Source organism: Micromonospora sp. NPDC004336 (assembly GCF_053602615.1).
On record NZ_JBSGDY010000085.1, the window covers coordinates 1 to 25,902 of the forward strand.

A 25,902-nucleotide genomic window follows, 5' to 3' on the forward strand; every position below is an offset into this window, starting at 1 on the left:
GGGGTCACATGCGCGGCCGATACTCGACCGGCTGGATCGGTTCATTGCCTCACGGCGTCGGGCCGGGCGGCGTCGGGGATCGCCTTCGGCCGGCCGATGTCGGGGCGGGAGAGCACGATCGCGCCGACCAGGGCGGCCAGCAGCAACACCGAGAGCACCTCGAACGGCAGCACCCAGCTCCGGAAGATCTGGTCGCCCAGCCGTTCGGCCGTGCCCGCTTCGGGCAACTCCACGGCCGTCCAGCGGTAGGCGTCGACGAGCAGGGCGGCCAGCCCGAGCCCCGTGCCGCCGCCGACCAGCGCCGCCGCCCAGCCGGGCCGGTCCAGGTCGTCGGAGGCGCCGATCGGGGCGCGCGTGAGCATCACCGCGAAGAGCAGCAGCACCACCACCGCGCCGACGTAGATCAGCACCTGCACCCAGGCCACCAGCTCGGCGGTGAGCACCAGGTAGATCCCGGCCAGCGCGCCGAGGCAGAGCACCAGGTAGAGGCCGGCCCGGACGAGATTCCGGGTCGCCACCACCAGCACCCCCGAACCGACCGCCAGCGCGCCGAGGGCGAGCAGCAGCACGTCCGCACCCGTCATGCGCCGGCCTCGGGCTCGGGGCGTACGGCCGGGGCGGCGGGACGGGCGGCGGGCGCGGCCGGGACCGCGGCCTTGCGCGCGGCGGCGGTCTCCTCCTTCGCCGGCTCACCGTTCGGGTCGTGCGCGGGCGGCGGCGGCACGGTGCCCATCCACTGCCCGAGGTGGTCCTTGTCGTGGAGCAGGTCCTTGATGTCGTACTCGGAGTATTCGAACTCCGGCGACCAGTAGAGGGCGTCGAAGGGGCAGACCTCCACGCAGATGCCGCAGTACATGCAGAGCGAGAAGTCGATGTCGAACCGGTCGAGCACGTTGCGCTGGCGGGGGCGGGCGGCGCCGGGCACCGCCACCTCCTCCTTGTGGGAGTCGATGTAGATGCACCAGTCCGGGCACTCCCGGGCGCAGAGCATGCAGACGGTGCAGTTCTCCTCCAGCAGCGCGATCACCCCGCGCGAGCGGGGCGGCAGCTCGGGGGCGACGTCCGGGTACTGCTGGGTGGTCGAGCGGCGGGTCATCGTCTTCAACGTGACCGCGAGGCCCTTCACCAGGCCCGCGCCGGGCAGGCCACGGTCTCCGCCGGCGCCGCCCGGCTCGCTGCGCTCGCTGCGGTCGGTCATGCCGACCATCCTGCCCTGTGGCCCCCGCGCGCGCGACCACCACCCGGGGTCTGCCGACGGTACGGTGAGACGGACGGGTCTACGTCGAGCAGGCCCGGACGACCGACGGCATCCTCGTCCCGGAGCCGTGGGAGATCGACATCCCGCTGGGCAGGATCACGCCCCGGTCCCGCTGATCCCACCCGGCGACGGCGGCAGCATCTCGACGCCGAGCTGCTGGAGGAGCTGGAACAGCTCGTTGCAGCTCCACACCTCGACGATTCGGCCGGCGCCGTCGAAGCGCAGGAACGTCGCCCCCGAATAGCTCACCACCTGCCCGGTCGGCGGCACGGGCCCGAACCGGCCGGCCTGGGTGCCCGCCGCCCGCCAGTGCACCGCCACCCGGTCCCCGGCGGCAACCACGTCCACGATCTTGTAGCGCAGGTCGGGGAAGGCGGCGCGGCGTTCCCGGTGCCACGCCAGCGTCGCCTCCGGGCCGGCCCCGCCCAGCCCCGGGCACTCCGGCGACACCAGCTCGTACGCCGACTCCTCCCGCTGGGCGTTCCACACGTCCGCGATGAAGCGCCGGGCCGTCGCCTCCACATCGGTCATCGCGGCAGCGTAACCACCGACCGACCGGCGGGCGGGGCGGGGCGGCGGGCGGCGGGGGCGGATCGGTCTGGGGGGGTCGGTGGGGGGAGGTCTGCGCTCGGGGCGCCGGCGGGCGGCGGAGCCGCCATGATGGGACGAGCGACAGGGCGACGTTGGAGGGGGCAGGGCGTTGGACGGTACGACCGAGGACGGCACGACGGGCGGCGACACGACGGGCGGCGGCGACGAGGTGCTGCTGCGGACCGGCGGCAGGTACGTCGAGCCGGGCGGCGAGTTCACCCGGGACCAGCGCTACATCGCCACCCGGATCACCGCCGACGCCCGGGACGGCTGGCCGGTGGAGGCCGGCCGGTACCGGCTGGCGGTCAGCCGCGCCTGCCCGTGGGCGAACAGGCTGATCATCGTCCGCCGGCTGCTCGGGCTGGAGGACGCGATCTCGATGGCGGTGGCCGGTCCGACCCACGACAAGCGGAGCTGGACGTTCGACCTGGACCCGGGCGGGCGCGACCCGGTGCTCGGCATCGAACGGCTGGCCGAGGCGTACTTCGCCCGGTTCCCCGGGTACGAGCGGGGCATCACCGTGCCCGCGATCGTGGACGTGCCGACCGGGCAGGTGGTCACCAACGACTTCGGGCAGATGAGCCTCGACCTCTCCACCGAGTGGACGGCGTACCACCGCGAGGGGGCGCCCGACCTCTATCCGGAGCGGCTGCGCGACGAGATCGACGAGCTGAGCGCGATGCTGTTCCGGGACGTCAACAACGGCGTCTACCGGTGCGGCTTCGCCGGCGACCAGGCGGCGTACGAGAAGGCGTACCACCGGCTCTTCGACCGGCTGGACTGGCTCGGTGAGCGGCTGGCCGGGCAGCGCTACCTGGTCGGGGACACCATCACCGAGGCCGACATCCGCCTGTTCACCACGCTGGTCCGCTTCGACCCGGTCTACCACGGCCACTTCAAGTGCAATCGGAGCAAGCTGACCGAGATGCCGGTGCTCTGGGCGTACGCGCGGGACCTGTTCCAGACGCCCGGCTTCGGCGACACGGTCGACTTCGACCACATCAAGCGGCACTACTACGAGGTGCACCGCGACATCAACCCGACCGGGGTGGTGCCGCTCGGCCCCGACCTGGCGAACTGGCTAACCCCGCACGGCCGGGAGTCCCTCGGCGGTCGGCCCTTCGGCGACGGCACCCCACCCCCGCCGCCCCCACCCACCGAACGCGTCGACCCCACCCACACCCCAACCCCCTGACCCACGCCCACGCCCACGCCCACGCCCACGCCCACGCCCACGCCCACGCCCCGGCGATCTTGCACTTTGTGCCCTCGAATTGCGCGCTTTGAGCGGTATGCCGGGGCAGAAAGTGCAAGATCAACGGGAGTCAGGGCGGGGCGAGGGAGGGGAGGCGGGGCGGGAGGGGAGGCGGGGAGGCGGGGAGGTTAGAGGGCGATGCGGACGGTGGCGGTGAGGACTAGCTGGCCGAGGGAGACGGGGACCAGCACCAGCCAGCAGAGGCGCTGGAGTTGGTCCTCGCGCAGCCGGGGGTACGAGACCCGGAGCCAGATGATCAGGAACGAGACGGCGAAGACCTTCAGCAGGGTCCACAGCCAGCCGAGCTGCGCGTCGGCGAACGGGCCCTGCCAGCCACCGAGGAAGAGCACGGTGGTGAGCGCCGCGATCACCACGATGCCGACGTACTCGGCGAGCAGGAAGAACGCGAACCGCAGGCCCGTGTACTCGGTCATGTAGCCGAAGACCAGCTCCGAGTCGGCGACCGGCATGTCGAACGGCGGGCGGCGGATCTCGGCGAGCCCGGCGAGGAAGAAGACGACCATGGCCGGGGCCTGCCAGAGCAGCCACCACGGCCGCCACGACTCGACGATGCCGGAGAGGCTGAGCGTGCCGGCGGCCATCGCCACCGACGCGGCGGCCAGCACCAGTGGCAGCTCGTAGCCGAGCAGCTGGGCCGCGCCGCGCAGCCCACCGAGCAGGCTGTACTTGTTGGCCGACGCCCACGCCGACATGAGCACCGCCACGACGCCCACGCCCACGACGGCGAGCACGAAGAACAGGCCGATGTCCAGCGGCTGCCCGACCAGGTCGTCCGGGCCCAGCGGGATCACCAGCAGGACCAGCAGGTAGGGCACGAGCGCGACGACCGGGGCGAGCCGGAAGACGGCCCGGTCCGCCTCGCGGGGCGTGACGTCTTCCTTCTGCACGAACTTCACGCCGTCGGCGATCAGCTGTGCCCAGCCGTGGAAGCCGCCCGCGTACATCGGGCCGAGCCGGCCCTGCATGTGCGCCATCACCTTGTGCTCGACCTGACCGACCACCAGCGGCAGGGTGAGGAACGCGACCAGCACGCCGCCCACCCGGATCACCAGCTCCAACCACAGCGGCATCAGGGCGTACCTCCGTCGTCGGCCCGCTCGGTCGCGGCCGGCCCCTCCCGCGACGGCCGGTCGGCCGGCGGACCGGATCGGGCGGTCCCCGCGCCGCGACCGCCGGACGCGCCCGGCAACGGACCTGCCTCCCCAGCGGTCGGCTCGGCAGGCCCCGGCTCGGCAGGCCCCGGCTCGGCAGGCGCCGCGCCGCCGGGGGTCGGCGGGCCAGCCGGAGCGGCACCGCCCGGAGCGGGCCCGCTCGCGGACACCGCGCCACCCGGAGCGGGCCTGTTCGCGGAGGCCCCGCCGCCAGGAGCGGCCGAATCAGCCTGAGCGGCACCGCCGGAAGCGGCCGGATCAGCCGGAGCGGCACCGCCCGGAGCGGCACCGCCCGGAGCGGGCCTCCCGGCGGACGCCGCGCCGCCCGAAGCGGCCGAACCAGCCGGAGCGGCACCGGCGGCGGGGCGGGATTCCCGGGCCGGGCGGGCTCCCGGGGCGGGGCGCGCGGGCCGCTCCCGGGCGGGGCGGGCCGGGACGCCGCCGCGCGGGCCCTCGCCGGCACCGCCCGCGCCGGCCGGCGTCGGCGTGGTCCCCCACTCCCCCGGCGCGGGAACGCCCGGCGGACGGATCGGGCGGCGGCCGCCGCCGGCCTCGGACTCGCCCGGCTCCTTGGCGCCCGGCCAGGGCTTGGCCACCCGGGAGGCGAGCACGAACTCCTTGCGCAGCGGGTGCCCCTCAAACTCGGGCGGCAGCAGCAGCGGCGCCAGCCCGGCGTGGCCCGGGAAGTCGATGCCGAACATCTCGTGCGTCTCCCGCTCGTGCCACGCGGCGCCCGGGTAGACGTCGACCACCGACGCGACGGCCGGCGCCTCGCGGGGCACCCGGGTGCGCAGCAGCAGCCCGTGCCGGTGGGTGGTGGACCACAGGTGCGCCACCACGTCGAAGCCGCCCGCCAGCTCGTCCACGGCGGAGAGCCAGTCGAAGAAGTCGCAGGCCAGCTCCGCGTCGTCGCGCGCGGCGCGGAGCGCGTCCGGCCAGGCCGCCAGGGGTACGTCGACGGTGGCGCGGGCGTGCGCCTGGCCGCCGGAGACCGACGGGGTCGCCTCGGCGGGCGCGAGCAGCGCGACCATCCGCTGGCCGACCTCTTCCGGAGTCATGTCGCTGATCCTAGGTGTTCCGCCGGCAGGGGTCAGGGACGCGGCCGGCCGGTGGGTGACCGCCGCGCGGCTCGTGGGCGCCGCCGGCGGGAGCAGCGGGTACGCCCGCCGGCCCCGGGCGGTTCGCGCCATCTGGCCGCTTTGCCGGGCGGCGGACCCGTCGGCGGGGAAAGATGAGGCCGTGCGCGCTGTGACTGTCACCCCGGGTGTCGCCGACTCCCTGCGGCTCGTGGAGGACCATCCCGAGCCGCCACCCGAGGAGGGCGCGATCCTGGTCGAGGCGCTGTCGGTCGGGATCTGCGGCACCGACCACGAGATCATCGCCGGCCAGTACGGCGAGGCGCCGCCCGGCGCGGACCGGCTGGTGCTGGGGCACGAGTCGCTGGGCCGGGTGCTGGAGGACCCGTCGGGCACCCTGCAGGCCGGCGACCTGGTGGCCGGGATCGTCCGGCACCCCGACCCGGTGCCCTGCCAGAACTGCGCGGTCGGCGAGTGGGACATGTGCCGCAACGGGCGGTTCACCGAGCACGGCATCAAGGCGCTGCCCGGCTTCGCCCGGGACCGGTGGCGGCTGCAGCCCCGGTTCGCCGTCGGGCTGGACCGGGCCCTCGCCCCGGTCGGCATGCTGCTGGAGCCGACCAGCGTGGTGGCGAAGGCGTGGGACCACATCGAGCGGATCGGCGCCCGCGCCGAGTGGCAGCCGCAGATCGTGCTGGTCACCGGCGCCGGCCCGATCGGCCTGCTGGCCGCGCTGCTGGCGACGCAACGCGGGTTCGCCGTGCACGTGCTGGACCGCAACACCACCGGGCCGAAGCCGGAGCTGGTCCGGGCGCTCGGAGCGACCTACCACACCGTGCCGGTCAACGAGCTGGACTTCGAGCCGGACGTGGTGCTGGAGTGCACCGGGGCGCCGGCCGTCGTACTCGACGTGATGTGCAAGGTCGGCCCGACCGGCATCGTCTGCCTCACCGGGGTCTCCAGCGGCGGGCGGACCATCGACTTCGACGCGGGTGCGCTCAACCGGGCCCTGGTGCTGGAGAACAACGTCGTGTTCGGTTCCGTGAACGCCAACCGGCGGCACTGGGACCTGGCCGCCGAGGCGCTGACCCGGGCCGACCAGTCGTGGCTCGGCTCGCTGATCACCCGCCGGGTGCCGGCGGAGGCGTACGCGCGGGCGTACACCCCCGAGCCGGACGACATCAAGGTGGTGCTGGAGTTCCGCTCCTGACCGCGGGTCAGAGGCCGGGCAGCCGGCCGTTGCGGAACAGGTCGACGAAGAGCTGGTGGTCCTGCCGGGTCCGCACCCCGTACGCGTGGGCGAAGTCGACCAGGTGGGTCAAGAACCCCTCCTCGTCGGCGTCCACCGCCGCCACGATCGCCTCCTCGGTGGAGTAGTCGACGAGGTCGTGGCTGGACTCGTCGTCGGCGACGGAGTGCATCCGGGCGACCGCCCGGCCGAGGTCGGCCAGCACCCCGGCCAGCTCCTCCGGCTCGTTCACGTCGGCCCAGTCCAGGTCGGCCGCGTACGGGGAGACCTCGGCGACGAGCTGACCGACCCCGTCGAGCTCGGTGAAGCCCAGCCACGGGTCGGCGTGCGCCTGGAGCGCCCGCTGCGACTCGGCGGTGCGGTGCCCCTGGTGCCGGAAGTAGCCGGCGATCGCCTCGTCGGCGATGTGCCGGGCCACCGCCGGCACCTGGGCCTGCTTCATGTAGATGACGACGTCGTTCTCCAGCGCCTCGGTGTGCCCCTCCAGCAGCAGGTTGTACGACGGCAGCCCGGCCGAGCCGATGCCCACGCCCTTGCGCAGCACCACGTCCTTGATGCGGGTCGCCACCGGGCGGAGCCGCGCCGAGGAGACCGGCAGGGTGCCGAGGTAGTCCTCGAACGCGGCGCAGACCTTCGCCCGGGTCTCGTCGTCGACCGCGAAGACCCCGTCGCCGAGGGAGAAGCGCCGCTCGTGGTTGTCGACGGTGGTCTGCGCGGCGAGCAGGTCGACCCGGGTGTTGAGCCGGGCCTGCTGGAGCACCCGGCGCAGCACACCGTCGGCGTTGTCCAGGGTGATCGAGCCGATCGCGTCGTCACCGCCGGCCGCGATGGCCCGCAGCTCGGTCAGGTACGACCCGGCGAAGCCGGCGACCAGGTCGCTGATCGCCCGGTCGGAGAGCGCCTTGGCGTAGCCGAGCAGGGCCACGCTGGCCGCCAGACGCCTGAGGTCCCAGCTGAACGGCCCGACGTACGCCTCGTCGAAGTCGTTGACGTTGAACACCAGCCGTCCGGAGGCGTTCATGTACGTGCCGAAGTTCTCCGCGTGCAGGTCGCCGTGGATCCACACCCGGCTGGTCCGGTCGTCGAGGAACCGGTCGTCGGCGAAGTCGCCGAGCTGGTCGGCGTAGAACAGGGAGGCGCTGCCCCGGTAGAAGGCGAACGGCGAGGCGGCCATCTTGCGGAACTTGCGCCGGAAGGCGGCCGGGTCGAGCGCCATCGACTCGCCGAACTCCTCGGTGAGCACGTGGACGATGTAGGCGGAACGCTGGTCCGCGGACTGGCTCATGGTGCGCAGGCTAGCCCTCGCCGACCACCCGGGAGGTGTCGCCCGACCGACCGGCCCGTCCCGACCCGACGGCCGGGGCCGGCGCGGGCGGGGACGCTCCTCAACGGGTGGGCGGGCGGGGACGCGCCTCAGCGGTGCGCGGGCGGGGACGCGCCTCAGCGGGTGGGCGGGCGGACCGGCGGGGCGGTCAGCGACTCCGCCGAGCGCGGGACCGCGCCGGTGGAGCCGGCGTCGGCGGGCGGGGCGTCGACGGGCGCGGCGAGCGCGTCCGGCCTGGGCACCCCGCCGACCCCGGACTGCTCGGCGGCGATCTTCTCCTGCAGGCGCAGGATGCCGTGCAGCAGGGCCTCCGGCCGGGGCGGGCAGCCCGGCACGTAGACGTCGACCGGGATGAGCTGGTCGACACCCTTGGTCACCGAGTAGGAGTCCCAGTAGGGGCCGCCGCAGTTGGAGCACGCGCCGAACGAGATGACGTACTTCGGCTCGGGCATCTGGTCGTAGAGCCGCTTGATGGCGGGGGCCATCTTGTCGGTGACCGTGCCGGAGACCACCATCAGGTCGGCCTGCCGGGGGCCGTGCGCGAAGGGGATCACGCCCAGCCGCATGAAGTCGTGCCGGCCCATGCTGGTGGCGATGAACTCGATCGCGCAGCAGGCCAGGCCGAAGTTGAAGACCCAGAGCGAGTAGCGACGGCCCCAGTTCAGCACGAACCGGATCGGCTCGCCGAGCACTCCCGGCACCTGCACGACCGCCCCCTTCCCCGGACCCCGCCCCAAGTCAACCACAGCCGCCGGCGGCGCCGACGGGTCGCTGGCGCCGACCGGTCCGCCCGACACCGACGGTCCCTCGCCGACCGGTTCGCCCGACACCCACCGGTCACTCGACGCCGACCACGCGCTCGACGCCGTCCGGCCGCTCCGCGCCGACCGGTCGCACCGCGCCGCCGGTCGCCGGCGCCCTGGTCGCGCCACTGTCTGGTACGCGACCGCGGCCCGCGCCGGCGCCGCGCAACCCACCTCCCGGCTCGCAAGTGTCTGTCCGTGACACCCGCCCGGCGGCGCGAGGCCGCGGGCGGCACAACGGGGATCTGGAGGACAGACATGACCGGAACCATCGCCCGACGGCTCGTCGCCGGCGTGCTGGGGGCGGGACTCGCCCTGCTCGGGGCGGCGACGCCCGCCGCGCAGGCCGCCGCCCCGGCCGACACCTCGGTGTCGACCGGCCGGCTGGTGCTCGAACCGACCGACCGGGGGTACGCCGGCAGCCTGCCGGTGACCGTCACCCACCGGGGTACGCAGGCGTCCCACCTGAACCTCACGATCACGGAGCCGGTGCCGGGCGCGTTCGCCGGCATGCGCCCGGACGAGCCCTGCGTGTACGGGGCTCCGAAGCCGGTGCGGACGATCCACTGCTACGTGCCGGGCGGCGCGCTCCAGCCCGGCGAGCGACGTCGGTTCACGGTCGACTTCCGGGTGCTGACGACCCCGCGGGCGTACGCGATGTCCGCGGCCGGCGGTCGGGTGACGGTCGAGACCGGGGACGCGAACCCGGCCAACGACACCCGGGCGTTCGACACGCTGTTCCGCTCCACCACCGGCTCGCTGCGGGACGCCCGACCGTACGTCTGGGACACGGTGACCGACGCGTCGCTGACGGTCGGGTCCGCCACCCTGACCCGGCAGGAGGACGGGAGCTGGCTGGGCCGGCTGCCGGTGACCGTGCGGTCGGCGGGCGACGCGGCGCACGACGCCTACTGGCTGGAGCCGACGCTGCCGGCCGGGGTGCGCCTCGCCGGCAGCGAGCCGCAGGAGCAGTGCACGGCCGCCTGCCCGGTCGCCGGCGGACCGTTCGTGCCGGGTGAGGAGCGGTCCGTGGCGCTGCTGTTCCGGGCGCCGGCCGAGGTGGCCCCGGGCGACCTCGGCACCGGCTCGGTGCGGCTGTACGGGATCTTCGGCTGGGGCGGCGAACTCACCGACGCCGACCCCGTCGACAACACCGCCACCTTCGCCGTCACCGCCGTCGCCGGCGACTGACGACGATCGACGGAGGTGCGGCCGTGGTGTGCCCACGGCCGCACCTTCGTGTTCGGCGTGCCCCCGGCGCACGGCGCGGCGCCGCCGGCCGGTGGGGCACCCCGGCGGCCGCCGATGCGACGACGATCGGGGGTGGCGGGAACGGCCCGCGCCGTCGGATGCCCGACGGCGCGGTGCCGCAACCCGTCGTCTGCCGTTCGGGTGTTACCGGCGCCAGACACCACAGTGGCCCGACGGGGAGGGGCAGTGACAGTGACGATGGGGGCCCGCGCGAACGAACCACCGCCGGTCGAGGAGCGGGACGACTCCCCGCTCGTCTTCGACGCCTTTTACCACGCGCACTTCGGGAGCGTGACCGCGCAGCTCTGCGCGTACACCGGGGACCTGGGCCAGGCCCAGGACCTGGCCCAGGAGGCGTTCTGCCGGGCGTTGGCGCGGTGGAGCCGGCTGGTCCACTACGACGACCCGGTGGCCTGGGTGCGGCGGGTCGCCTGGAACCTCGCCCGCAGCCGGTGGCGCCGGCTGCGGACCGCCCGCGACCACCTGCTCCGACAGCGGCGGGTGGAGGCGGAGGTGGCGGGCCCGACGCCGGACCGGGTGGCGCTGGAGGCGGCGTTGGCGTTGCTGCCGCCCCGGCAGCGCCGGGCGGTGGTGCTGCACTACCTGGCCGACCTGACCGTCGCCGAGATCGCCGCGCAGGAACACGTCGCCGAGGGGACGGTCAAGTCCTGGCTGCACCGGGGGCGGGCCTCGCTCGCCGCTTCCCTGCGGGACACCGAGGAGGCACAGGATGTCTGAACACGAGGCAGTGGCCTTCGCCGAGCGCTTCGCCCGGTACCGCACGGAGGTGCTGGCCGAGGTCGAGCCGCCCGGCCCGGCGGCCGTCCGCCGGCGCGTGCGGCAGCGCCGGCGCCGCACGCTCGGCACGGCCGTCGCGGCGGCCCTGGCGCTGGGGACCGGCCCCGTCGTCGGGTACGCGGCGCTGACCGATCCGGCTCCCCCGCCGGGACCGGTGCAGCCGACCGGAACCCCGTCCGGCTCCCCCACGCCGAGCACCTCGGCCGGTTCGTCGGCGTCGCCGACACCGACCGGAGCCGGCTCCGCTCCGGCGGCCCCCAACGGCCGGATCAGCCGGGCGCAACTGCTCGCCACGCCGGTGTCGCTGCCGGAGTGGCGGCCCGGCTCGGCCTGCCCGACCAGGGGCGCCCGGCTGGTGGGCGAGGCGACGCGGGACGGGACGAACGTGCTGTTGGGGCTCGCGTACGGCGACGTCGACCGGGACGGCGCGACCGAGACGGTCGCGTTGACGCAATGCCTGCGCGGCACCGGCGGGCCGATGCAGGTGGTCGCGTTCGACCGCGATCCGGCCGGCGGGATCGTCACCCTGGGCCGGGTGGCGACCACCGCGCGGGAGACACCGCAGTGGATCACCGACGTGGAGGTCGCCCCCGGCGGCCTGGTGCGGGTGCAGGTGGCCGACCTCGCCCCGGGCGGCGGCTGGCCGCTCGACTGGTCGCAGCGGCAGTGGCGCGGCTACCGCTGGGGCGACGGGCGGTTCACGCAGGTGGAGGGGCCGACCACGTTCGGCCCGAACCCGTACTTCGCCGACCTCGCGGTCTCCGCGACGGACCTCACGCTCAGCACGGCCGAGGACGGCTCCCGGTCGGGCACCGTGGAGGTGCTGGTCCGGCACCTGCGTGGCCGGGAGGTGACCAGGGCCGTCCTCGACCTCGACCTGCCGGGGCAACTGCGGCTCGTCGGGGGCTCGACGGCCTGCGCCGACGACACCGGGCTGAGGGACGCCCCGCTCGTCTGCCAGCTCGGCCCGATCGCGCCGGGCGGCGAGGTCCGCCTCCGGCTGGAGCTGCGGGTGCCGCCGGGGTCGGCCCTCGCCGCGGGCTCGGCGCGGGTGAGCGTGGTCCCGCACGGACCGGGCGGCCACCACCTGATCGAACCCGACCGCGACAACAACACCGCCACGATCAACTGGCGGTGACCGGGGCCCGGCGCGGTGCCCGCCACCGCGCCGGGTCTCAGTACGTCGGGCGTTGCAGCAGGCCCACGAACTCCACGAGCAGGCGTTCCCGCAGCGCGGGCGGCGCGGCGTCGAGCAGGGTGTTCACCGCCGCCATCCGGTCCGGCGCCGGGCCGGCCCCGGCGGCCGGCCCGCCCAGCCCCAGCCCGGCCGCGAGGCCGGCGACCAGGTCCGGGGTGAGCGCGTCGGCGGTCAGCGTGCCGGCGAGGGCGAGCAGGTCACCGGGGAGCGCGACCGGCCCGGCCGCCCGCGCGGCGGCCACCGCCTCGGCGAGGGCCGGGCCGAACTCCGCCACCCGGGGCGCCACGGCGGCGGTCACGGTCAGGTGCACGCTGCGCGGCAGGTCGGCGTACGCGAGCTGGGGCTGGGTGTGCCAGCCCCGGGCGGTCAGCTCGTCGACCAGGACGAAGAGGTCCAGCCCCGGATCGGTGGCGGTGAAGCAGACGACCGTCGACTCCGGCTCGGCCACCAGCCGCAGCCCGTCGACCGCGCGGACGGCGTCGGCCAGCCCCGCCACGGCGTCCCGCGTCGCCGCCGCGAGCCGCAGGTAACCGTCGTCGCCGAGGTGCCGCAGGGTCGCGTACGCGGCGGCGATCGGGCCGCCGGAGCGGGTGGAGGCGATCACCGGGTTGACCATCGTGTAGCCGGGCCAGTCCGCGTACGCGAAGTACTGCGGGGCGCGCAGCGCCGGGTCGCGGTGCAGCAGCACCGAGACGCCCTTCGGGGCGTACGCGTACTTGTGCAGGTCGACCGAGATCGAGGTGACCCCGGCGACGGCGAAGTCGAACGGCGGCACGTCCGCCCCGAGCCGGCGCAGGTACGGCAGGGTCCAGCCGCCGAAGCAGGCGTCGACGTGGCAGCGCACCCCGGCCCTCGCGGCCGCCTCGGCGATCCCGGCGACCGGGTCGACGACGCCGTGCGCGTACGAGGGGGCGGAGCAGGCCACCAGCACGGTCTCGGGACCGATGGCGGCGGCCACGTCGGCGACGGCCGGCCGCAGCGTCGACGCCGACACGGGCACCGTGTCCACGGCGACCCGCAGGTAGTGGGCCGCCTTGGCGAACGCGGCGTGCGCGCTGGCCGGCACCACGATCCGGGGCGCGGCGATCTCGGGGTGGGCGTCCCGGGCGGCCTTCACGGCCAGGATCAGCGACTCGGTGCCGCCGCTGGTGACGCTGCCGACCGCGTCCGGCGCGGCGCTGCCGGGGCCGCCGCCGAGCAGCCGGGCGGCCGCGCCGACCAGCGCGTTCTCCATCGCCAGCAGCGACGGGAAGGCGGTCGGGTCGAGCCCGTTGACGTGCGCGCTCGCCGCGTGCGCGGCGGCGGCCAGGTCGTCCAGCCCCGGCACGGCGGGGTCGTACACGTACGCGAAGAGCCGCCCCCCGTGGGTGGGGCGGTCGGCGGCCCGCAGGGCGCGCACCTCGGCCAGCACGCGCTCGGCGGGCAACCCGGTCCCGGGCAGCGCGCTGCCGCCCGGCCTCTCGTCGGTCATGGAGTCGTGACGCCCTTTCCGTGGGTGCGGTGGCTGTCGTCCCCGGTCGCGGGGGCGGTGGGGGCGGGCCCGGCGGCGGCGAGGCGGGCCGGGGTCAGGTCGTAGGGGCGCAGGAGGAGGGTGGCCAGGGCGACCAGCACGGCGGGCAGCACGGTGAAGCCGAGCAGGATGCCGAGGCGGGCGGTGTCGGGCTGGGCGGCGGCGGTGCCGGTGTCGGAGGAGACGTAGCCGCCCAGCTGGAGCACCAGGCCGAAGAGGCCCGGCCCGAGGGCGAGCCCCAGGGTCTCGCCCGCCGTCCAGAGGCCGGTGAACACGCCGGCCTGCCGCCGGCCGGTGCGCGCCGTGTCGTAGGCGATGCAGTCCGGGAGCATGGCGAGGGCGAAGACCTGCTGGCCGGCGTAGCCGACGCCGACCAGCGCGACCAGGAGGTAGACCGCGAGCGTGGGCAGCACCGGGGCGGCGACCAGGGCCAGCGCGCCCGCCGCGAAGATCAGCGACGCGGCGACCAGCGCGGCGAGCTTGCCGATCCGCGCGCCGGCCCGGGTCCAGAGCGGCATCACCAGCAGCGCCGGCCCGACGAAGCAGACGAACAAGGTCGTCGGGCCGCCGTCGGGGTCGTGCAGGATCTGGTCGGCGAAGTAGTTGACGCCGGCGAGGATGGTGGCCACCCCGGCGGACTGCACCACGAAGCAGACCAGCAGCGCCCGGAACGGCCGGTTGCGGCCGGCGACGGCGAGCTGGGCGCGCAGCGTCGGCTCGCTCTCCCCCACCGTGCTCTCCGGGGCGGCGCGGGTGCCGAGGAACGCGCCGACCGCGCCGAGCACGATCAGCCCGGCGACGAAGAACCCCATCCAGCGGTGCCCGGGGACGCCGCCGCCGCCCGCGTCGCGCACCAGCGGGGCCACCGCGCCGGAGACCAGGATGGCCAGCGCCAGCACCGCGATCCGCCAGCTCATCAGGCGGGTACGTTCGGCGTAGTCGCCGGTCAGCTCGGCCGGCATCGCCACGTACGGCACCTGGAAGAAGGCGAACGCGGTGGCGGTGGCGAGGAAGGCGACGGCGACGTACGCCCCGGCGGCCGGCCCGGCCCCGAACGGCGCGGCGAAGATGGCGGCGAAGAGCACGCCGAGGGCGGTCCCGGCGCCCAGCAGGTACGGCCGGCGGGCGCCCCAGCGCGACCGGGTGCGGTCGGAGATCCGGCCGGCGACCGGGTTGACCAGCACGTCCCACGCCTTCGGCAGGAGCACCAGCAGGGCGGCCGCGCCCGCCGCGACGCCGAGGGTGTCGGTCAGGTAGGGCAGCAGGAGCAGCCCGGGCACGGTGCCGAACGCGCCCGTGGCCAGCGACCCCAGCGCGTATCCGGCGTGCACCCGGCGGGGCAGCGCGCCGGCGGCGGGCGGCGAGCTGGCGGTCGGCGCGGCGGCGCCCGGCGAGCCGGCTCCACCCGGCGGCGCGTCCATGGGGCCGAATGTTACTCACGTTATGGTTCCCGTCACATCCCCTCTTCCGGGGACCAGCTCGCCGCCATGTCCACCCCGTCGCCGCGCAGCGGCGCCCCCTCGGCCCGCAGCCGCGCCCGCGCCTCCCGCTCGTGACCGGGTGGCAGCCGGCCCGCCGAGTTCACCACCCGGTGCCAGGGCACTCCCCCGCCGTGCCGGGCCATGATCGAGCCGACCAGCCGGGCCGACGCCCGCCCCGAGCGTTCGGCGAGCGCGTCGGCGACCGCCCCGTACGACATCACCCGGCCGGGCGGGATCCGCTCGACGAGCTCCAGCACCGCCTCGACGTACTCGTCAGGTGTCACGACCGGCCACGATATGGGAACGCGCCGAGGCGCGTCCCGCCCGACCACGCAGAATGGGCGGGTGCGCGACGCAGTCACGGCGGCCCGGCGGGTCGTCGTCAAGATCGGATCCTCCTCGTTGACCACCGCCGCCGGCGGGCTGGACGACGGGCGGGTCGACGCGCTCGTCGGCACCCTGGGCGCGCTCGCCGCCGAGGGGCGGGAGGTGGTGCTGGTCAGCTCCGGCGCGATCGCCGCCGGCCTGGCGCCGCTGGGGCTGTCCCGGCGCCCACGCGACCTGGCCACCCAGCAGGCCGCCGCCAGCGTCGGGCAGGGCCTGCTGATCGGCCGGTACGCCGCCGCCTTCGCCCGGCACAGCCTGACCGTCGGGCAGGTCCTGCTGACCGTCGACGACGTGACCCGGCGGGCGCACTACCGCAACGCGTACCGCACCCTGCGCAAGCTGCTCGACCTGCGGGCGGTGCCGATCGTCAACGAGAACGACACGGTCGCCACCGAGGAGATCCGGTTCGGCGACAACGACCGGCTGGCCGCCCTCGTCGCCGCCCTGGTCCACGCCGACCTGCTGGTGCTCCTGTCGGACGTCGACGCCCTCTGGACCGGCGACCCCACCCGCCCCGGCTCCAGCCGGATCAGCGAGGTGCACGACGAGCGGGACCTGTCCGGCGTCGACATCGGCGGGGCGGGCCGGGCCGGGGTGGGCACCGGCGGCATGGTGACCAAGGTGGAGGCGGCCCGGATCGCCACCGGCTTCGGCATCCCGGTGGTGCTGACCGCCGCCCCGCTGGCCGCCCCGGCGCTGGCCGGCGAGCCGGTCGGCACCCTGTTCCACCCGAGCCGCCGGCGCCCGGCGGCCCGGCTCTTCTGGTTGGCCCACGCCACCTCGCCCCGGGGCCGGCTGCACCTCGACCCGGGCGCGGTCGACGCGGTGGTGGGCCGGCGCAAGTCGCTGCTGCCCGCCGGCATCACGGCCGTGGACGGCGCGTTCACCGCCGGCGACCCCGTCGACCTGGTGGACGCCGGGGGCGCGCCGGTCGCCCGGGGGCTGGTCAACTACGACGCGGTCGAGCTGCCCGGGCTGCTCGGGCGGTCGACCTCGGAACTCGCCGCGGCGCTCGGCCCGGCGTACGAACGGGAGGTCGTCCACCGCGACGACCTCGTGCTGTTGTGAGGAGTGCGGCGATGAGCGTGAGCGAGCAGGCCCGGCGGGCGCGAACGGCGGCGGAGGCGCTGGCCGTCGCCACCCGTACGACGAAGGACGCCGCGCTGGTCGCGATGGCCGACGCGCTGGTGGCGCGTACGCCGGAGATCCTGGCCGCCAACGGGGAGGACCTGGCGGCCGGGCGCGGGGCCGGGCTGAGCGCGGCCGTGCTGGACCGGCTCGCCCTCGACGCGGGGCGGGTCGCGGGCATCGCCGACGCGCTGCGGCAGATGGCCGCGCTGCCGGACCCGGTGGGCGAGGTGGTGCGGGGCTCGACCCTGCCCAACGGGCTGGAGCTGCGCCAGATCCGGGTGCCCTTCGGCGTGGTCGGCATCATCTACGAGGCGCGGCCGAACGTCACGGTCGACGCCGCCGGCATCTGCCTGAAGTCGGGCAACGCGGCGCTGCTGCGCGGCTCCTCGTCGGCGGCGAACTCCAACGCCGCCCTCGTCTCGGTGCTGCGCGACGCGGTCGCCGGCGCGGGCCTGCCGGCGGACGCGGTGCAGCTGCTCGACGCCACCACCCGCGACTCCGTCAAGGAGCTGATGCGCGCCCGGGGCCTGGTCGACGTGCTGATCCCGCGCGGCGGCGCGTCGCTGATCCGCACGGTGGTCGAGGAGTCGACGGTGCCGGTGATCGAGACCGGCGTCGGCAACTGCCACGTCTACGTCGACGCCGCCGCCGACGTGGCGAAGGCGGTCGCGGTCGCGCTGAACGCCAAGACGCAGCGGCTCTCCACCTGCAACACCGCCGAGTCGCTGCTGGTGCACGCGGCCGTCGCCGACGCCTTCCTGCCGCCGATGCTGGCCGCCTTCGCCGAGGCGGGCGTCACGGTGCACGGCGACGACCGGGTCGCCGCCCACTCGGCGGCGGTGGTGCCGGCCACCGACGAGGACTTCGCCACCGAGTATCTCTCCGCCGACATCTCCGTCGCCGTCGTCGACTCGCTCGACGCGGCGGTCGCGCACATCCGGCGGTACGGCACCGGGCACACCGAGGCGATCGTCACGGACTCGGCCACCGCCGCCCGGGAGTTCGTGGCCCGGGTGGACGCGGCGGCCGTGATGGTCAACGCCTCGACCCGGTTCACCGACGGCGGCGAGTTCGGCTTCGGCGCCGAGATCGGCATCTCCACGCAGAAGCTGCACGCGCGCGGGCCGATGGGCCTGCCCGAGCTGACCAGCACCAAGTACGTGGTGACCGGGGACGGTCACCTGCGCGGCTGACCGGCCGGGGCGGCGTCGGCCACACCGGACGGTGGGGCGGGGGTCGGGGTCGCGCGGCAAGGGCTACGCCCCGGACCACATCCAGGAGCTCCAACTGGACGGAACGGACACGTACGATAATCTCAGGCCGATGGACGCCTGGACGAACCGCGAACTCGGCAGGGAGATCTCCGTCGCGCTGCGGGGCGTTCCCGGGGGCACGCCGGTCATCGTGAAGGTGGTCCCGTGAGCAGCCCGCAGGATCCGGCCCGCCTGGACCGGATCCGGGAGAAGCTCGCGCTGCTGCGGCGCCTGGAGGCCGAGCGGGGCTTCGGCGTGGTCATCGGCGAGCCCGCCCCGCTGGAGCCGATCCCCGACCTGCCCGGCGTCGCCGAGGTCTACGGCCTGTTCGGGCGCCTGGCCGGCGACAACTTCCGGTTCGCGCCGCCCGACGAGATCCTCAGCCCGGCGGCGTGGGCGGCCCGCACGGTGAACGAGAACGACCCGATGGGCGGCCCGCTGGCGGTCGGCCACGAGGTGCACAGCATCCCGCCCCGGCTGCGCGCCGAGATCGAGGCCGGGGCGCCGATCTACCTCGACACCGAGGACCTCGACGTCTACTGGATGGAGCCGGACGACTACGTCTTCCAGTACGAGCACCCCGACGAGGACGTGGAGTTCACCGTCATCGCCCCCGACGTCGCCATGTTCTTCGACGAGCACGTGTTCGGTCCCGGCTACCCGGAGCTGGTCGCCACGGTCCTCGGCCCCGGCGTCCGCGACGAGCGGCTGCGCAAGGGCCGGCACGCCGGCGAGTACGCCGACAACTGGCGACGCCTGCTGATCGCCGCGGACCTGTCGTCCTGACGCTTTCCCGCCACCCGAGTCGCGAAGGGACCACCGATGGCCGCTGACCCCCGGTTCCGCTCACTGTGGAGCGAGGACGAGCTGATCCCGTACCCCCGGGAGGCGTGGCTGGAGGGGGGCTTCAGCCCCGACACGCTCCCCGCCGGCGACGAGATCCCGCTCGACGTGGAGGTCGTCTACACCGCCTTCCTCGAAGGCGACATCGAGCTGTTCGACACGATCCAGCTCAGCACCGAGGACGGCTCGCTCGACATCCGGCTGATCGTGGTCGGCGCGGTCGCCGACAACCCGGACCTGCTCTACGTGCTCGACCCGAAGACCGGCGAGATCCTCCAGTTCGACCTGCAACAGCAGGACGTCCAGGCGGTCAACAGCAGCTTCCGGACGTTCGTCGAGTTCCTCTACCAGTTCGCGCTCTTCGTCGAGGCCGACGAGGGGAAGGCGGGCCGGGCCGAGCGGGCCGAGACGCTGCGCACCGTCCTGGAGAGCATCGACCGCCCCGCCTTCGCCCCGGACGCCTGGTGGCCGCTGGTGATCAACCAGCTCCGGTGAGCGGACCGTCCGTTCCGGCGGCTCCGCCGCCCGCCTGCCCGACCACCGTCCCGGCGCCGGGCCCGGATCGCCCCCCGTCCGGGTGCCGGTAGGCCCGGCTGCCGGCCCGGGTCGGGGCCGCCGTCAGCGGCAGGCCCGGATCGCGCTCAGCGTGGTGTGCACGTCGAACTGGTGCCCGTTCTCGCTGTCCCAGCCGCCGTCGCCGCGCTGGGTCTCCGCCAGCCGCCGCCGGGCCCGCGCCAGCAGCCAGTCCTGCTCGTCGACGCCGACGCGGCGCAGCGTCGCGGCCAGCCAGGCCACGTCGCCCGGGGACAGCTCCGGCACCCGGTCGGCGAGCAGCACCTGGATCCGCGCCGCCTCGTGAAACATCTCCTGCCGGTGCAGGACCGCCGCGCCGAGCCAGCCGGCGGGCAGGAAGGACGGCCAGCCGCCGTCCGGGCGCAGCCGGGCGACCAGCGACTGCGCGGCGGCGTGGACGACGCCCGCGTACGCCCCGCCGACCCGGTGGTCCAGCGGGCCGGCGGCCCGGGCGTCCAGGCCCGCGACGGTCAGCCAGAAACCGGCGTTGGCGGTCAGGTAGAACCCCGCCTCGGGATCGCCCGGCCGGGCCCACTCGGGGGCGACCCCGGCCAGCGCCGGGTCCTCCTCCCAGCCGCCGTCGGGCAGCTGCCGGGCGGCCAGCCAGTCCAGCGCCCGCCGGGCCGCCGGACGGCCGAGCGCCCCGAGGTCGTCCAACTCGGACAGGCGGAAGCAGGTGGCGTCGACGGACGCGACGTCCCCGCCCAGCGTCGCCGGCCAGCCGCCGTCGGGCGTCTGACCGACCTCGGCCGCGTCGAGCAGCTCGGGCGACGGCGGCGCGCCGCCGCGCAGCCGGGAGAGCCGGGCGCGGTCCACCGCGTCCCCGTGCGCCACGACGAACCCGACAGCGGCTTCGATGTCGACCACGGCGGCAACGCTACCTGCGCGAACGTGATCGCGCCTCGGGGAATCGGCCGAGGTCACGGGGGTCGGGAGGACCCGCCGCGACCCCGGCCGACCCGTCAGTACGCGGGCAGCGACGGGTCGATCTGCTTGATCCAGGAGAGCACGCCGCCCTGCACGTGCACCGCGTCGCGGAAGCCGGCCGCCTTCAGCGCGGCGAGCGCCTCGGCGGAGCGGACCCCGGACTTGCAGTGCAGCACGATCTGCCGGTCCTGCGGCAGCTTGGCCAGCGCCTCCCCGGAGATGATCTCGCCCTTGGGGATCAGCGTCGCGCCGGGGATCCGGACGATCTCGTACTCGGCCGGCTCGCGCACGTCGACGAGGAAGATGTCCTTGCCGGCGTCCTGCCACTCCTTGAGCTCCAGCGCGGTGATGGTCGCGTCGACCACCGCCTCCTGGGCCTCGACCGACACCGCGCCGCAGAAGTCCTCGTAGTCCTCCAGCAGGTCGGTGACCGTGGGGTTCTCGCCGCAGAGCACGCAGTTCGGGTCCTTGCGGACCTTGATCTTGCGGTAGCTCATCTCCAGGGCGTCGTAGACCATCAGCCGGCCGACCAGCGGCTCGCCGATGCCGGCGAGCAGCTTGATCGCCTCGTTGACCTGGATCGAGCCGATCGACGCGCAGAGCACGCCGAGCACGCCCCCCTCGGCGCAGGAGGGGACCATGCCGGGCGGCGGGGGCTCCGGGTAGAGGCAGCGGTAGCAGGGGCCGTGCTCGGCCCAGAAGACCGACGCCTGGCCGTCGAAGCGGTAGATCGAACCCCAGACGTACGGCTTGCCGAGCAGCACCGCCGCGTCGTTGACCATGTAGCGGGTGGCGAAGTTGTCCGTCCCGTCGACGATCAGGTCGTACCGGGCGAAGATCTCGCGGACGTTGTCCCGGTCCAGGGCGGTGTTGTGGATCTCCACCTGCACCAGCGGGTTGATCTCCCGGATGGACGCGGCGGCCGACTCCGCCTTGGAGCGGCCCACGTCCGAGACGCCGTGGATGATCTGGCGCTGGAGGTTGGACTCGTCGACGGTGTCGAAGTCGATGATGCCGAGGGTGCCCACACCGGCGGCGGCCAGGTACATCAGGGCCGGCGAGCCGAGGCCGCCGGCGCCGACGCAGAGCACCCGGGCGTTCTTCAGCCGTTTCTGCCCCTCCACCCCCACGTCCGGGATGATCAGGTGGCGCGAGTAGCGGCGGATCTCGTCAACGGTCAGCTCGGCGGCGGGCTCGACGAGCGGGGGCAACGACACGGTGGACTCCCCGGGATCGGCTGAAGGCGAACCGGGCCATTGTCGCTCGCACGCGGGTCGATCGGCCATGAGGAGTGACACGTCGCCCGAACTGCGGGAACGGGAATAACTCAGATGCCGGGAACGACCTCGCCCTCGTAGCGGGAGCCGTCGACGTAGGGCCAGGCGTTGGCGGCGCAGCCGTCCAGGCCGTACGTCTGCTGCTGCATGACCGGCGCGGGCTCCCCGGGCGCCGGGCAGGCCTGGTGCACCTCGCCGAACTCGTGGCCCACCTCGTGGTTGACCACGTAGGCCCGGTAGACCTCCAGCGGCGCGCCGTAGTCCGGCACCGCCTCCAGCCAGCGCGCCAGGTTGATGATCACCTGCCCGGGGAGCCGGCAGGAGGTGTAGCCCTCGGTGCTGAGCCCGCCCTCGGCGCACATCCGCTCCGAGGTCCCGGGCGTGGCGAGGTACACGGTGAAGTCGGCGTCGGCGTCGGCCACCCGCTGCACGCGCAACTCCTCCGAGGCGGTCCAGCCGCGCGGGTCGGCCAGCACCTCGTCGACGGAGGCGGCGAAGGCGGCGGCGTCCTGCCCGGCGTCCGACTCGACGGCCACCCGGTAGCGCCACACCGGCCCGGCCGTGCCCCGCACCGGGGAGTCACCGGCCGCCGTGGTGAAGTCGCCCGCGCCCTCCCGGGGGTAGTGGGTCTGCCGCTCCCGTTCGCCGGCCCCGGCCCCGGGGGCCGCCCGGTTCCGGCCGCCCGTGGGCTCCCCGCCCGGGTCGCCCGCCAGCGGCAACGCGGCCGTGACGGCCGCCGCGAGCAGCAGGGCCAGGGCGAGCCCGAGGACGCGCCGGTCGCGGAGCAGGGCCGCCGCCGGACGTTCCCGCAACGGCCGACGCGGACGCGGGCTTGGGCTCGGCCGTGACGACGACTGGGACGACGGCGGCGGTGACGACGGCGGCGGTGACGACGGCGACGGCGCTGACGACGACGGCGACGACGGCGGTGACGGCGACGCAGACGGGTGGGGCGGCGGCGGACCAGGCGGGTCGTAAGGGGACGACGACGTCATGGTTCGAGCGTCCCACGACAAACGGGCATTTCCGTGCCTTCAGCGCAAGTCCGGAAGGCAGTTCTGGTACACCTTTGCGGCGTTTTCGCCCCGCGACCAACCTCCCGGGGCCGGTTGTCCGGTCGCCCGCAGCCGGGCGCGCGGCGCCGCCTGGCGGCTGGCGGCTGGCGGCTACAGGCGCGGTCCGGCGTAGCGCCGGCCGTCCCGGTAGGGCCAGGGGTTGGCGACGCAGCCGTTGAGGAAGAGCGTCTGCTGCATCATCACCGGCGCCGGCCGGCCCTTGCCGGGGCAGCGCTCGTGCCGGTGCCCCAGCTGGTGTCCGACCTCGTGGTTCACCACGTACGTGCGGTAGACCGACAGCGGCACCCGGGCGCTGACGTAGTGCGGCACCGACTGCCGCCAGCGCTCCAGGTTGATGATCACCTTGCCGGGCGCCCGGCACGAGGTGTACGGCTTCCCGCCCACCCGGATGTCGACCCCGCCGGCCGCGCACATCCGGCCCGCCGTGGTGGGGGTGGCGAGGTAGACCGTGAAGTCGTGCCGTGCGTCGGCGCCCACCTGCTGCAACCGCAGCCCGCCGTCGACCCAGCTTCCCGGCCCGGCGAGCGCCTCCCCGACGGCCGTGCCGAAGTCTCCCGTGTCCTCGCCGGAGCCGACCTCCACCGCGACCCGGTAGCGGCGCAGCGTGCCGGTCTCCCCCAGCACCGGGCCCGCCCGGTCGTCGTAGCCGAAACTGCCCCGGCCCCGCGACGGCACCGGCCCGGACAGCCGCAGCACCGGCGGCGGCGCGACGCTGGTGGAGGGCGTCGGCGTGACCGGTGCGGCGGAAACCGGCCCGAGCGCCGGCCCGGGAGCCATCTGCTCGGCGGTGACCACCTCCGCGCCGACGTCGGCGCCGCGCCAGTCGGCGACCACCGCCACCGCCGCGCCGACCGCCAGGACCAGCGCGACCACCTCGACGAGACGGCGTCGACGGACCGGACGGCGGTGCCGTGGCCGGGTCAGGTCGGGGCCACCGGGTCGGGCCCGGGCTGTCGGGTCGCCACGCCCCGCGGGAGAGGCGTGGGCACGGTGGCCCCCGGTCGAGGGCGTGGCGGGGCGGCGGCGAGCGGAGGGCATCCCGCTCAGCCTGCCATGTCGGGCCGCCTGGCGGTGTCCCCGGTCTCGGCGAGCAGCCCCAGCACGGCGCGGGCGACCAGGCGCGGCACCTCCACCTGCGCGACGTGGCCGACCCCGTCCAGCATCAGCAGTCGGCTGTCCGGGATGACCCGGGCGGTCTGCGGCGCCACCCGGACGTCCACCAACCGGTCGTGCCGCCCGCCGACGACCAGCGTGGGTGCCCGGACGGCGCCGGCCAGCCGCCACAGCGACCCCGACCCCGGCAGGTACGACCGCAGGAAGCTGGAGACCAGGCCGCGGAACGTCCGGACGTACGCGGCGGCGTAGTGCTCGGCCTCGTGGCGCACCCGGATCTCCTCCAGCGCCTCCTGCCGGCGCTGCTCGCAGATCCGGCTGAGGTCGGCGATGCACGCCTCCAGCATCTGCTGCGCCATCGCCTCGGGGGCGAGCTGGGCGAGCCGCCAGGCGGCCAGCCGCTCGCCCCGGGGGATCGCCAGCAGCGGCAGCATCCGCCCCTGCAACGAGCGCCGGAAGTCCAGGAACGGCAGCGCCGGCGAGACCAGCGTCAGGGTCCGGACCAGGTCCGGCCGCAGCGCCGCCACCTGCACCGACACCGCCCCGCCCAGCGAGTTGCCGAACAGGTGCACCGGCCCCCGGTCGGAGTGCTCGATCCAGCGGACCACCCGCTCGGCGAACGCCGGGATCGTGTAGCGGCGCCCCGGCTCGCTGCGGCCGAACCCGGGCAGGTCGATGGCCTGCCCGTCGAGGCGGTCGGCGAGCAGGCCGGCCAGATCCGTCCAGTTCTGCGAGGATCCGCCCAGGCCGTGCACGTAGAGCGCCGGCTCCGCGCCGGGGGCGGTCGCCGGAGTGTCCCGGACGTACGTCACCGTGCCGTCGAGACGCACCTCGCGTCCCGGCCAGGGCGGCGGTACGGAGTGCTCGGGGAGGAGATGATCCGGCCGGAGGGTGGCGCGCTTCATGCCTCCAGTCTGCCCGTGCCCGTGCCCGCCGGCAGTGCGTCGGACCCGCGCCTGCGCGCTCAGGCCAGCAACGCCTCGATCCGGCGGTTGACGGCGGCCAGGGTGGCCCGGACGACCGCCTGCCGGGGATCGCCGGCGACCAGCGCCGAGCCCACCAGCTGCTCCACCCAGCCGTCGCAGACCAGCAGCACGACGACCGTGGCCACCTCGCAGTTGCCGAAGGGCACCACCGCGGCGTGCTCGACGAAGCAGCGCCCCCGGTCCGACCCGGGCTCCCCGCCCCGCAGCAGCTCGTCCACCGCCGCGGCGGCGGCCACCGCGCAGAGGCGCAGCACGTACCCGTCGACGGCCGGGCCCGTCGAGTAGCCGGCGGCGCTCTCGCCACCGGCGACGAGGCGCACCTCCACGGTGGCGTCGAGCCCGAAGGTGCTCACCTGGACGTGGTCGATCACCACCCGGGGACCGGCCACGCCGCCGGTGTCCAGCGGCCGGGACGGCGCGCTCTCGGTGGTGGTCACCTGCCCGCCGGAGTACGACGTGCCGACGGTCGCCGGGCTGCCGGGCGGGGCGCCGGCCGGGGCGGCGGAGACCGAGCCCGGCTCCTCCACGGTGGCCCTTCCCCGGTGCGGGGCGACGGACTGTCGACGGCGGCGCGGGGTCTCCGGCGCCGCCTCGGTACGCCGCTCGGCGCGGGCCTGCGGGACCTCCGCCGGGCCACCGGCCGCCCGGCTGCCGGCCGCCCGGGTTTCGGTGGGTGCCGGCTCGCCGGCGCGGGGCGCGGCGGAGCCCGGCGACCTCGGTTCGGCCGCGCGCGGCTCCACCGAGCGGCGGCGCACCGGCGGGGCCGGCGCGGCGGGCATGCCGGGCACGTTCTGCGGCGCGGCGGCCAGTCCCATCCGCTCCTGGAGCAGGCGGGCGACCAGCCGGCTGACCTCGGCCGGGTCGGCCCCGTCGGCCAGGTCGAGCCGCAGGCTGTGCGCCCCGGCCGGGGTGCGGCGCAGCGCCGCGTCGCGGACGCCGGCCACGCCGCGTACGGCGTCGAGGATCGCGTTGACGTCGAAGCCCTCCGGCCGTTCCCGCAGCGGCGCGGGCTCGTCGTCGCGGCGCAGGTGGGTGGCGATGCGGGCGAGCTCCGGGGTTTCGGCGGGTGGCTCCACGGCTGGCGGCTCCGGCACGACGGGCACGTCCGGTTCGGCGGGGACGCGCTGCGGCAACGCCGCCGACGGATGCTCCGGCGACCCGTCGGCACCGGCCGGCTCGGCCGCCGGCGCCGGTTCGGGGGCGGACCGGCGGGCCGCGTAGGGGGGTGCGCTCGTCGGGGCGGGGGTGCGGTCGCGTGGCCCGGTCCCGCTCGCGGCGGTACCGGTGGCGGCCGTGCCCTCCGGCGTCGCCGGGGGCACGGAGGCGGCGGCGCTGCGCGAGCTGCCCGGGGTGGCCGGCGTGCCCGACCA

General features: G+C 75.5%; 23 protein-coding genes and 2 pseudogenes. 9 read left to right on the forward strand and 16 right to left on the reverse strand.

What is annotated here, in order from left to right; genetic code table 11:
• Positions 1-41: 41 nt before the first annotated feature.
• The 3 genes from ACWENR_RS18315 to ACWENR_RS18325 all read right to left on the reverse strand — a co-directional run bounded on the left by ACWENR_RS18315 (position 42) and on the right by ACWENR_RS18325 (position 1,789).
• Positions 42-584 (reverse strand): NADH-quinone oxidoreductase subunit J family protein, encoded by a 543-nt coding sequence (locus ACWENR_RS18315; RefSeq protein ID WP_452278176.1) that lies wholly within the window; start codon positions 582-584, stop codon positions 42-44.
• Positions 581-1,207, reverse strand: a complete 627-nt coding sequence (locus ACWENR_RS18320) for a NuoI/complex I 23 kDa subunit family protein (protein ID WP_452278177.1) — start codon at positions 1,205-1,207, stop codon at positions 581-583. The genes ACWENR_RS18315 and ACWENR_RS18320 overlap by 4 nt, the downstream gene beginning before the upstream one ends.
• Before the next feature lie 147 nt (positions 1,208-1,354).
• The gene (locus tag ACWENR_RS18325; protein ID WP_452278178.1) at positions 1,355-1,789 is read right to left on the reverse strand and encodes an ester cyclase; all 435 of its coding nucleotides are present in this window, start codon (positions 1,787-1,789) and stop codon (positions 1,355-1,357) included.
• A 169-nt stretch (positions 1,790-1,958) separates the two neighbouring features.
• On the opposite strand from ACWENR_RS18325, the gene ACWENR_RS18330 reads away from it, so the two are divergent.
• A complete protein-coding gene (locus tag ACWENR_RS18330) occupies positions 1,959-3,044 on the forward strand; it encodes a glutathione S-transferase family protein (RefSeq protein WP_452278179.1) in 1,086 nt (361 codons plus the stop codon).
• Positions 3,045-3,232: 188 nt separating this feature from the next.
• Here the strand turns inward: ACWENR_RS18330 and ACWENR_RS18335 are convergent, their stop codons facing one another.
• On the reverse strand, positions 3,233-4,195 hold the full coding sequence (locus tag ACWENR_RS18335) for a complex I subunit 1/NuoH family protein (protein WP_452278180.1): 963 nt from the start codon (positions 4,193-4,195) through the stop codon (positions 3,233-3,235).
• Positions 4,196-4,734: 539 nt separating this feature from the next.
• A pseudogene (locus ACWENR_RS18340) lies at positions 4,735-5,334 on the reverse strand (NADH-quinone oxidoreductase subunit C); the annotation flags it as partial.
• A gap of 181 nt (positions 5,335-5,515) precedes the next feature.
• On the opposite strand from ACWENR_RS18340, the gene ACWENR_RS18345 reads away from it, so the two are divergent.
• The gene (locus ACWENR_RS18345) at positions 5,516-6,562 is read left to right on the forward strand and encodes a glucose 1-dehydrogenase (protein WP_452278181.1); all 1,047 of its coding nucleotides are present in this window, start codon (positions 5,516-5,518) and stop codon (positions 6,560-6,562) included.
• A gap of 7 nt (positions 6,563-6,569) precedes the next feature.
• Here the strand turns inward: ACWENR_RS18345 and ACWENR_RS18350 are convergent, their stop codons facing one another.
• Positions 6,570-7,886, reverse strand: a complete 1,317-nt coding sequence (locus ACWENR_RS18350; protein WP_452278182.1) for a DUF2252 domain-containing protein — start codon at positions 7,884-7,886, stop codon at positions 6,570-6,572.
• A gap of 155 nt (positions 7,887-8,041) precedes the next feature.
• Positions 8,042-8,632, reverse strand: coding sequence for an NADH-quinone oxidoreductase subunit B (locus ACWENR_RS18355; protein WP_452278183.1), 591 nt, complete (start codon positions 8,630-8,632; stop codon positions 8,042-8,044).
• 354 nt (positions 8,633-8,986) lie between these two features.
• Here ACWENR_RS18355 and ACWENR_RS18360 point away from each other — a divergent pair, with 354 nt between their 5' ends.
• The 3 genes from ACWENR_RS18360 (at position 8,987) to ACWENR_RS18370 (ending at position 11,915) form a co-directional block, all read left to right on the forward strand.
• Positions 8,987-9,919 (forward strand): hypothetical protein, encoded by a 933-nt coding sequence (locus tag ACWENR_RS18360; RefSeq protein WP_452278184.1) that lies wholly within the window; start codon positions 8,987-8,989, stop codon positions 9,917-9,919.
• Between the two features lie 246 nt (positions 9,920-10,165).
• On the forward strand, positions 10,166-10,717 hold the full coding sequence (locus ACWENR_RS18365) for a sigma-70 family RNA polymerase sigma factor (protein WP_452278185.1): 552 nt from the start codon (positions 10,166-10,168) through the stop codon (positions 10,715-10,717).
• Positions 10,710-11,915, forward strand: coding sequence for a hypothetical protein (locus ACWENR_RS18370; RefSeq protein ID WP_452278186.1), 1,206 nt, complete (start codon positions 10,710-10,712; stop codon positions 11,913-11,915). Before ACWENR_RS18365 ends, ACWENR_RS18370 begins: the two co-directional genes overlap by 8 nt.
• A 37-nt stretch (positions 11,916-11,952) precedes the next feature.
• On the opposite strand, the gene ACWENR_RS18375 is transcribed toward ACWENR_RS18370, so the two are convergent.
• Genes ACWENR_RS18375 through ACWENR_RS18385 form a run of 3 tightly spaced genes read right to left on the reverse strand, consistent with a single transcriptional unit; the run spans position 11,953 to position 15,250 of the window.
• On the reverse strand, positions 11,953-13,446 hold the full coding sequence (locus tag ACWENR_RS18375; RefSeq protein WP_452278187.1) for a pyridoxal phosphate-dependent decarboxylase family protein: 1,494 nt from the start codon (positions 13,444-13,446) through the stop codon (positions 11,953-11,955).
• Positions 13,443-14,906 carry an MFS transporter gene (locus tag ACWENR_RS18380; RefSeq protein WP_452278188.1) on the reverse strand — a complete coding sequence of 488 codons (1,464 nt, stop codon included), beginning with the start codon at positions 14,904-14,906 and terminating at the stop codon, positions 13,443-13,445. The genes ACWENR_RS18375 and ACWENR_RS18380 overlap by 4 nt, the downstream gene beginning before the upstream one ends.
• Positions 14,907-14,938: 32 nt before the next feature.
• Entirely contained in the window at positions 14,939-15,250 is a 312-nt protein-coding gene (locus tag ACWENR_RS18385; protein ID WP_452278189.1) for an MGMT family protein, read from the reverse strand.
• A 13-nt stretch (positions 15,251-15,263) separates the two neighbouring features.
• On the opposite strand from ACWENR_RS18385, the gene proB reads away from it, so the two are divergent.
• From proB to ACWENR_RS18405, 4 genes are all read left to right on the forward strand, one after another.
• Positions 15,264-16,421, forward strand: a complete 1,158-nt coding sequence (proB, locus tag ACWENR_RS18390; RefSeq protein WP_452278190.1) for a glutamate 5-kinase — start codon at positions 15,264-15,266, stop codon at positions 16,419-16,421.
• An 11-nt stretch (positions 16,422-16,432) separates the two neighbouring features.
• Entirely contained in the window at positions 16,433-17,677 is a 1,245-nt protein-coding gene (locus ACWENR_RS18395; RefSeq protein ID WP_452278191.1) for a glutamate-5-semialdehyde dehydrogenase, read from the forward strand.
• Positions 17,678-17,902: 225 nt separating this feature from the next.
• Positions 17,903-18,523 carry a hypothetical protein gene (locus ACWENR_RS18400; RefSeq protein WP_452278192.1) on the forward strand — a complete coding sequence of 207 codons (621 nt, stop codon included), beginning with the start codon at positions 17,903-17,905 and terminating at the stop codon, positions 18,521-18,523.
• 36 nt (positions 18,524-18,559) lie between these two features.
• Positions 18,560-19,075 (forward strand): SUKH-4 family immunity protein, encoded by a 516-nt coding sequence (locus tag ACWENR_RS18405; RefSeq protein WP_452278193.1) that lies wholly within the window; start codon positions 18,560-18,562, stop codon positions 19,073-19,075.
• Positions 19,076-19,198: 123 nt separating this feature from the next.
• Here the strand turns inward: ACWENR_RS18405 and ACWENR_RS18410 are convergent, their stop codons facing one another.
• The 6 genes and pseudogenes from ACWENR_RS18410 to ACWENR_RS18435 all read right to left on the reverse strand — a co-directional run.
• Positions 19,199-20,119, reverse strand: coding sequence for a squalene--hopene cyclase (locus ACWENR_RS18410; protein WP_452278198.1), 921 nt, complete (start codon positions 20,117-20,119; stop codon positions 19,199-19,201).
• Positions 20,116-21,297, reverse strand: coding sequence for an adenylyltransferase/sulfurtransferase MoeZ (gene moeZ / locus ACWENR_RS18415; RefSeq protein WP_452278194.1), 1,182 nt, complete (start codon positions 21,295-21,297; stop codon positions 20,116-20,118). The genes ACWENR_RS18410 and moeZ overlap by 4 nt, the downstream gene beginning before the upstream one ends.
• A 110-nt stretch (positions 21,298-21,407) precedes the next feature.
• The gene (locus ACWENR_RS18420; RefSeq protein WP_452278195.1) at positions 21,408-22,169 is read right to left on the reverse strand and encodes a DUF3152 domain-containing protein; all 762 of its coding nucleotides are present in this window, start codon (positions 22,167-22,169) and stop codon (positions 21,408-21,410) included.
• 354 nt (positions 22,170-22,523) lie between these two features.
• Positions 22,524-23,306 (reverse strand): DUF3152 domain-containing protein, encoded by a 783-nt coding sequence (locus ACWENR_RS18425; protein ID WP_452278196.1) that lies wholly within the window; start codon positions 23,304-23,306, stop codon positions 22,524-22,526.
• A gap of 170 nt (positions 23,307-23,476) precedes the next feature.
• Positions 23,477-24,451, reverse strand: coding sequence for an alpha/beta fold hydrolase (locus ACWENR_RS18430; protein ID WP_452278197.1), 975 nt, complete (start codon positions 24,449-24,451; stop codon positions 23,477-23,479).
• A gap of 59 nt (positions 24,452-24,510) precedes the next feature.
• Positions 24,511-25,902 (reverse strand): annotated as a pseudogene (locus ACWENR_RS18435) (hypothetical protein); the annotation flags it as partial.

Excerpts from the sequence above, each read along its gene's own strand:
- ACWENR_RS18315 (WP_452278176.1), bottom strand. The coding sequence starts at position 584 with ATGACGGGTGCGGACGTGCTGCTGCTCGCCCTCGGCGCGCTGGCGGTC.
- ACWENR_RS18320 (WP_452278177.1), bottom strand. The coding sequence starts at position 1,207 with ATGGTCGGCATGACCGACCGCAGCGAGCGCAGCGAGCCGGGCGGCGCC.
- ACWENR_RS18325 (WP_452278178.1), bottom strand. The coding sequence starts at position 1,789 with ATGACCGATGTGGAGGCGACGGCCCGGCGCTTCATCGCGGACGTGTGG.
- ACWENR_RS18335 (WP_452278180.1), bottom strand. The coding sequence starts at position 4,195 with ATGCCGCTGTGGTTGGAGCTGGTGATCCGGGTGGGCGGCGTGCTGGTC.
- ACWENR_RS18350 (WP_452278182.1), bottom strand. The coding sequence starts at position 7,886 with ATGAGCCAGTCCGCGGACCAGCGTTCCGCCTACATCGTCCACGTGCTC.
- ACWENR_RS18360 (WP_452278184.1), top strand. The coding sequence starts at position 8,987 with ATGACCGGAACCATCGCCCGACGGCTCGTCGCCGGCGTGCTGGGGGCG.
- ACWENR_RS18370 (WP_452278186.1), top strand. The coding sequence starts at position 10,710 with ATGTCTGAACACGAGGCAGTGGCCTTCGCCGAGCGCTTCGCCCGGTAC.
- ACWENR_RS18375 (WP_452278187.1), bottom strand. The coding sequence starts at position 13,446 with ATGACCGACGAGAGGCCGGGCGGCAGCGCGCTGCCCGGGACCGGGTTG.
- ACWENR_RS18380 (WP_452278188.1), bottom strand. The coding sequence starts at position 14,906 with ATGGACGCGCCGCCGGGTGGAGCCGGCTCGCCGGGCGCCGCCGCGCCG.
- proB (WP_452278190.1), top strand. The coding sequence starts at position 15,264 with ATGGGAACGCGCCGAGGCGCGTCCCGCCCGACCACGCAGAATGGGCGG.
- ACWENR_RS18395 (WP_452278191.1), top strand. The coding sequence starts at position 16,433 with ATGAGCGTGAGCGAGCAGGCCCGGCGGGCGCGAACGGCGGCGGAGGCG.
- ACWENR_RS18405 (WP_452278193.1), top strand. The coding sequence starts at position 18,560 with ATGGCCGCTGACCCCCGGTTCCGCTCACTGTGGAGCGAGGACGAGCTG.
- ACWENR_RS18430 (WP_452278197.1), bottom strand. The coding sequence starts at position 24,451 with ATGAAGCGCGCCACCCTCCGGCCGGATCATCTCCTCCCCGAGCACTCC.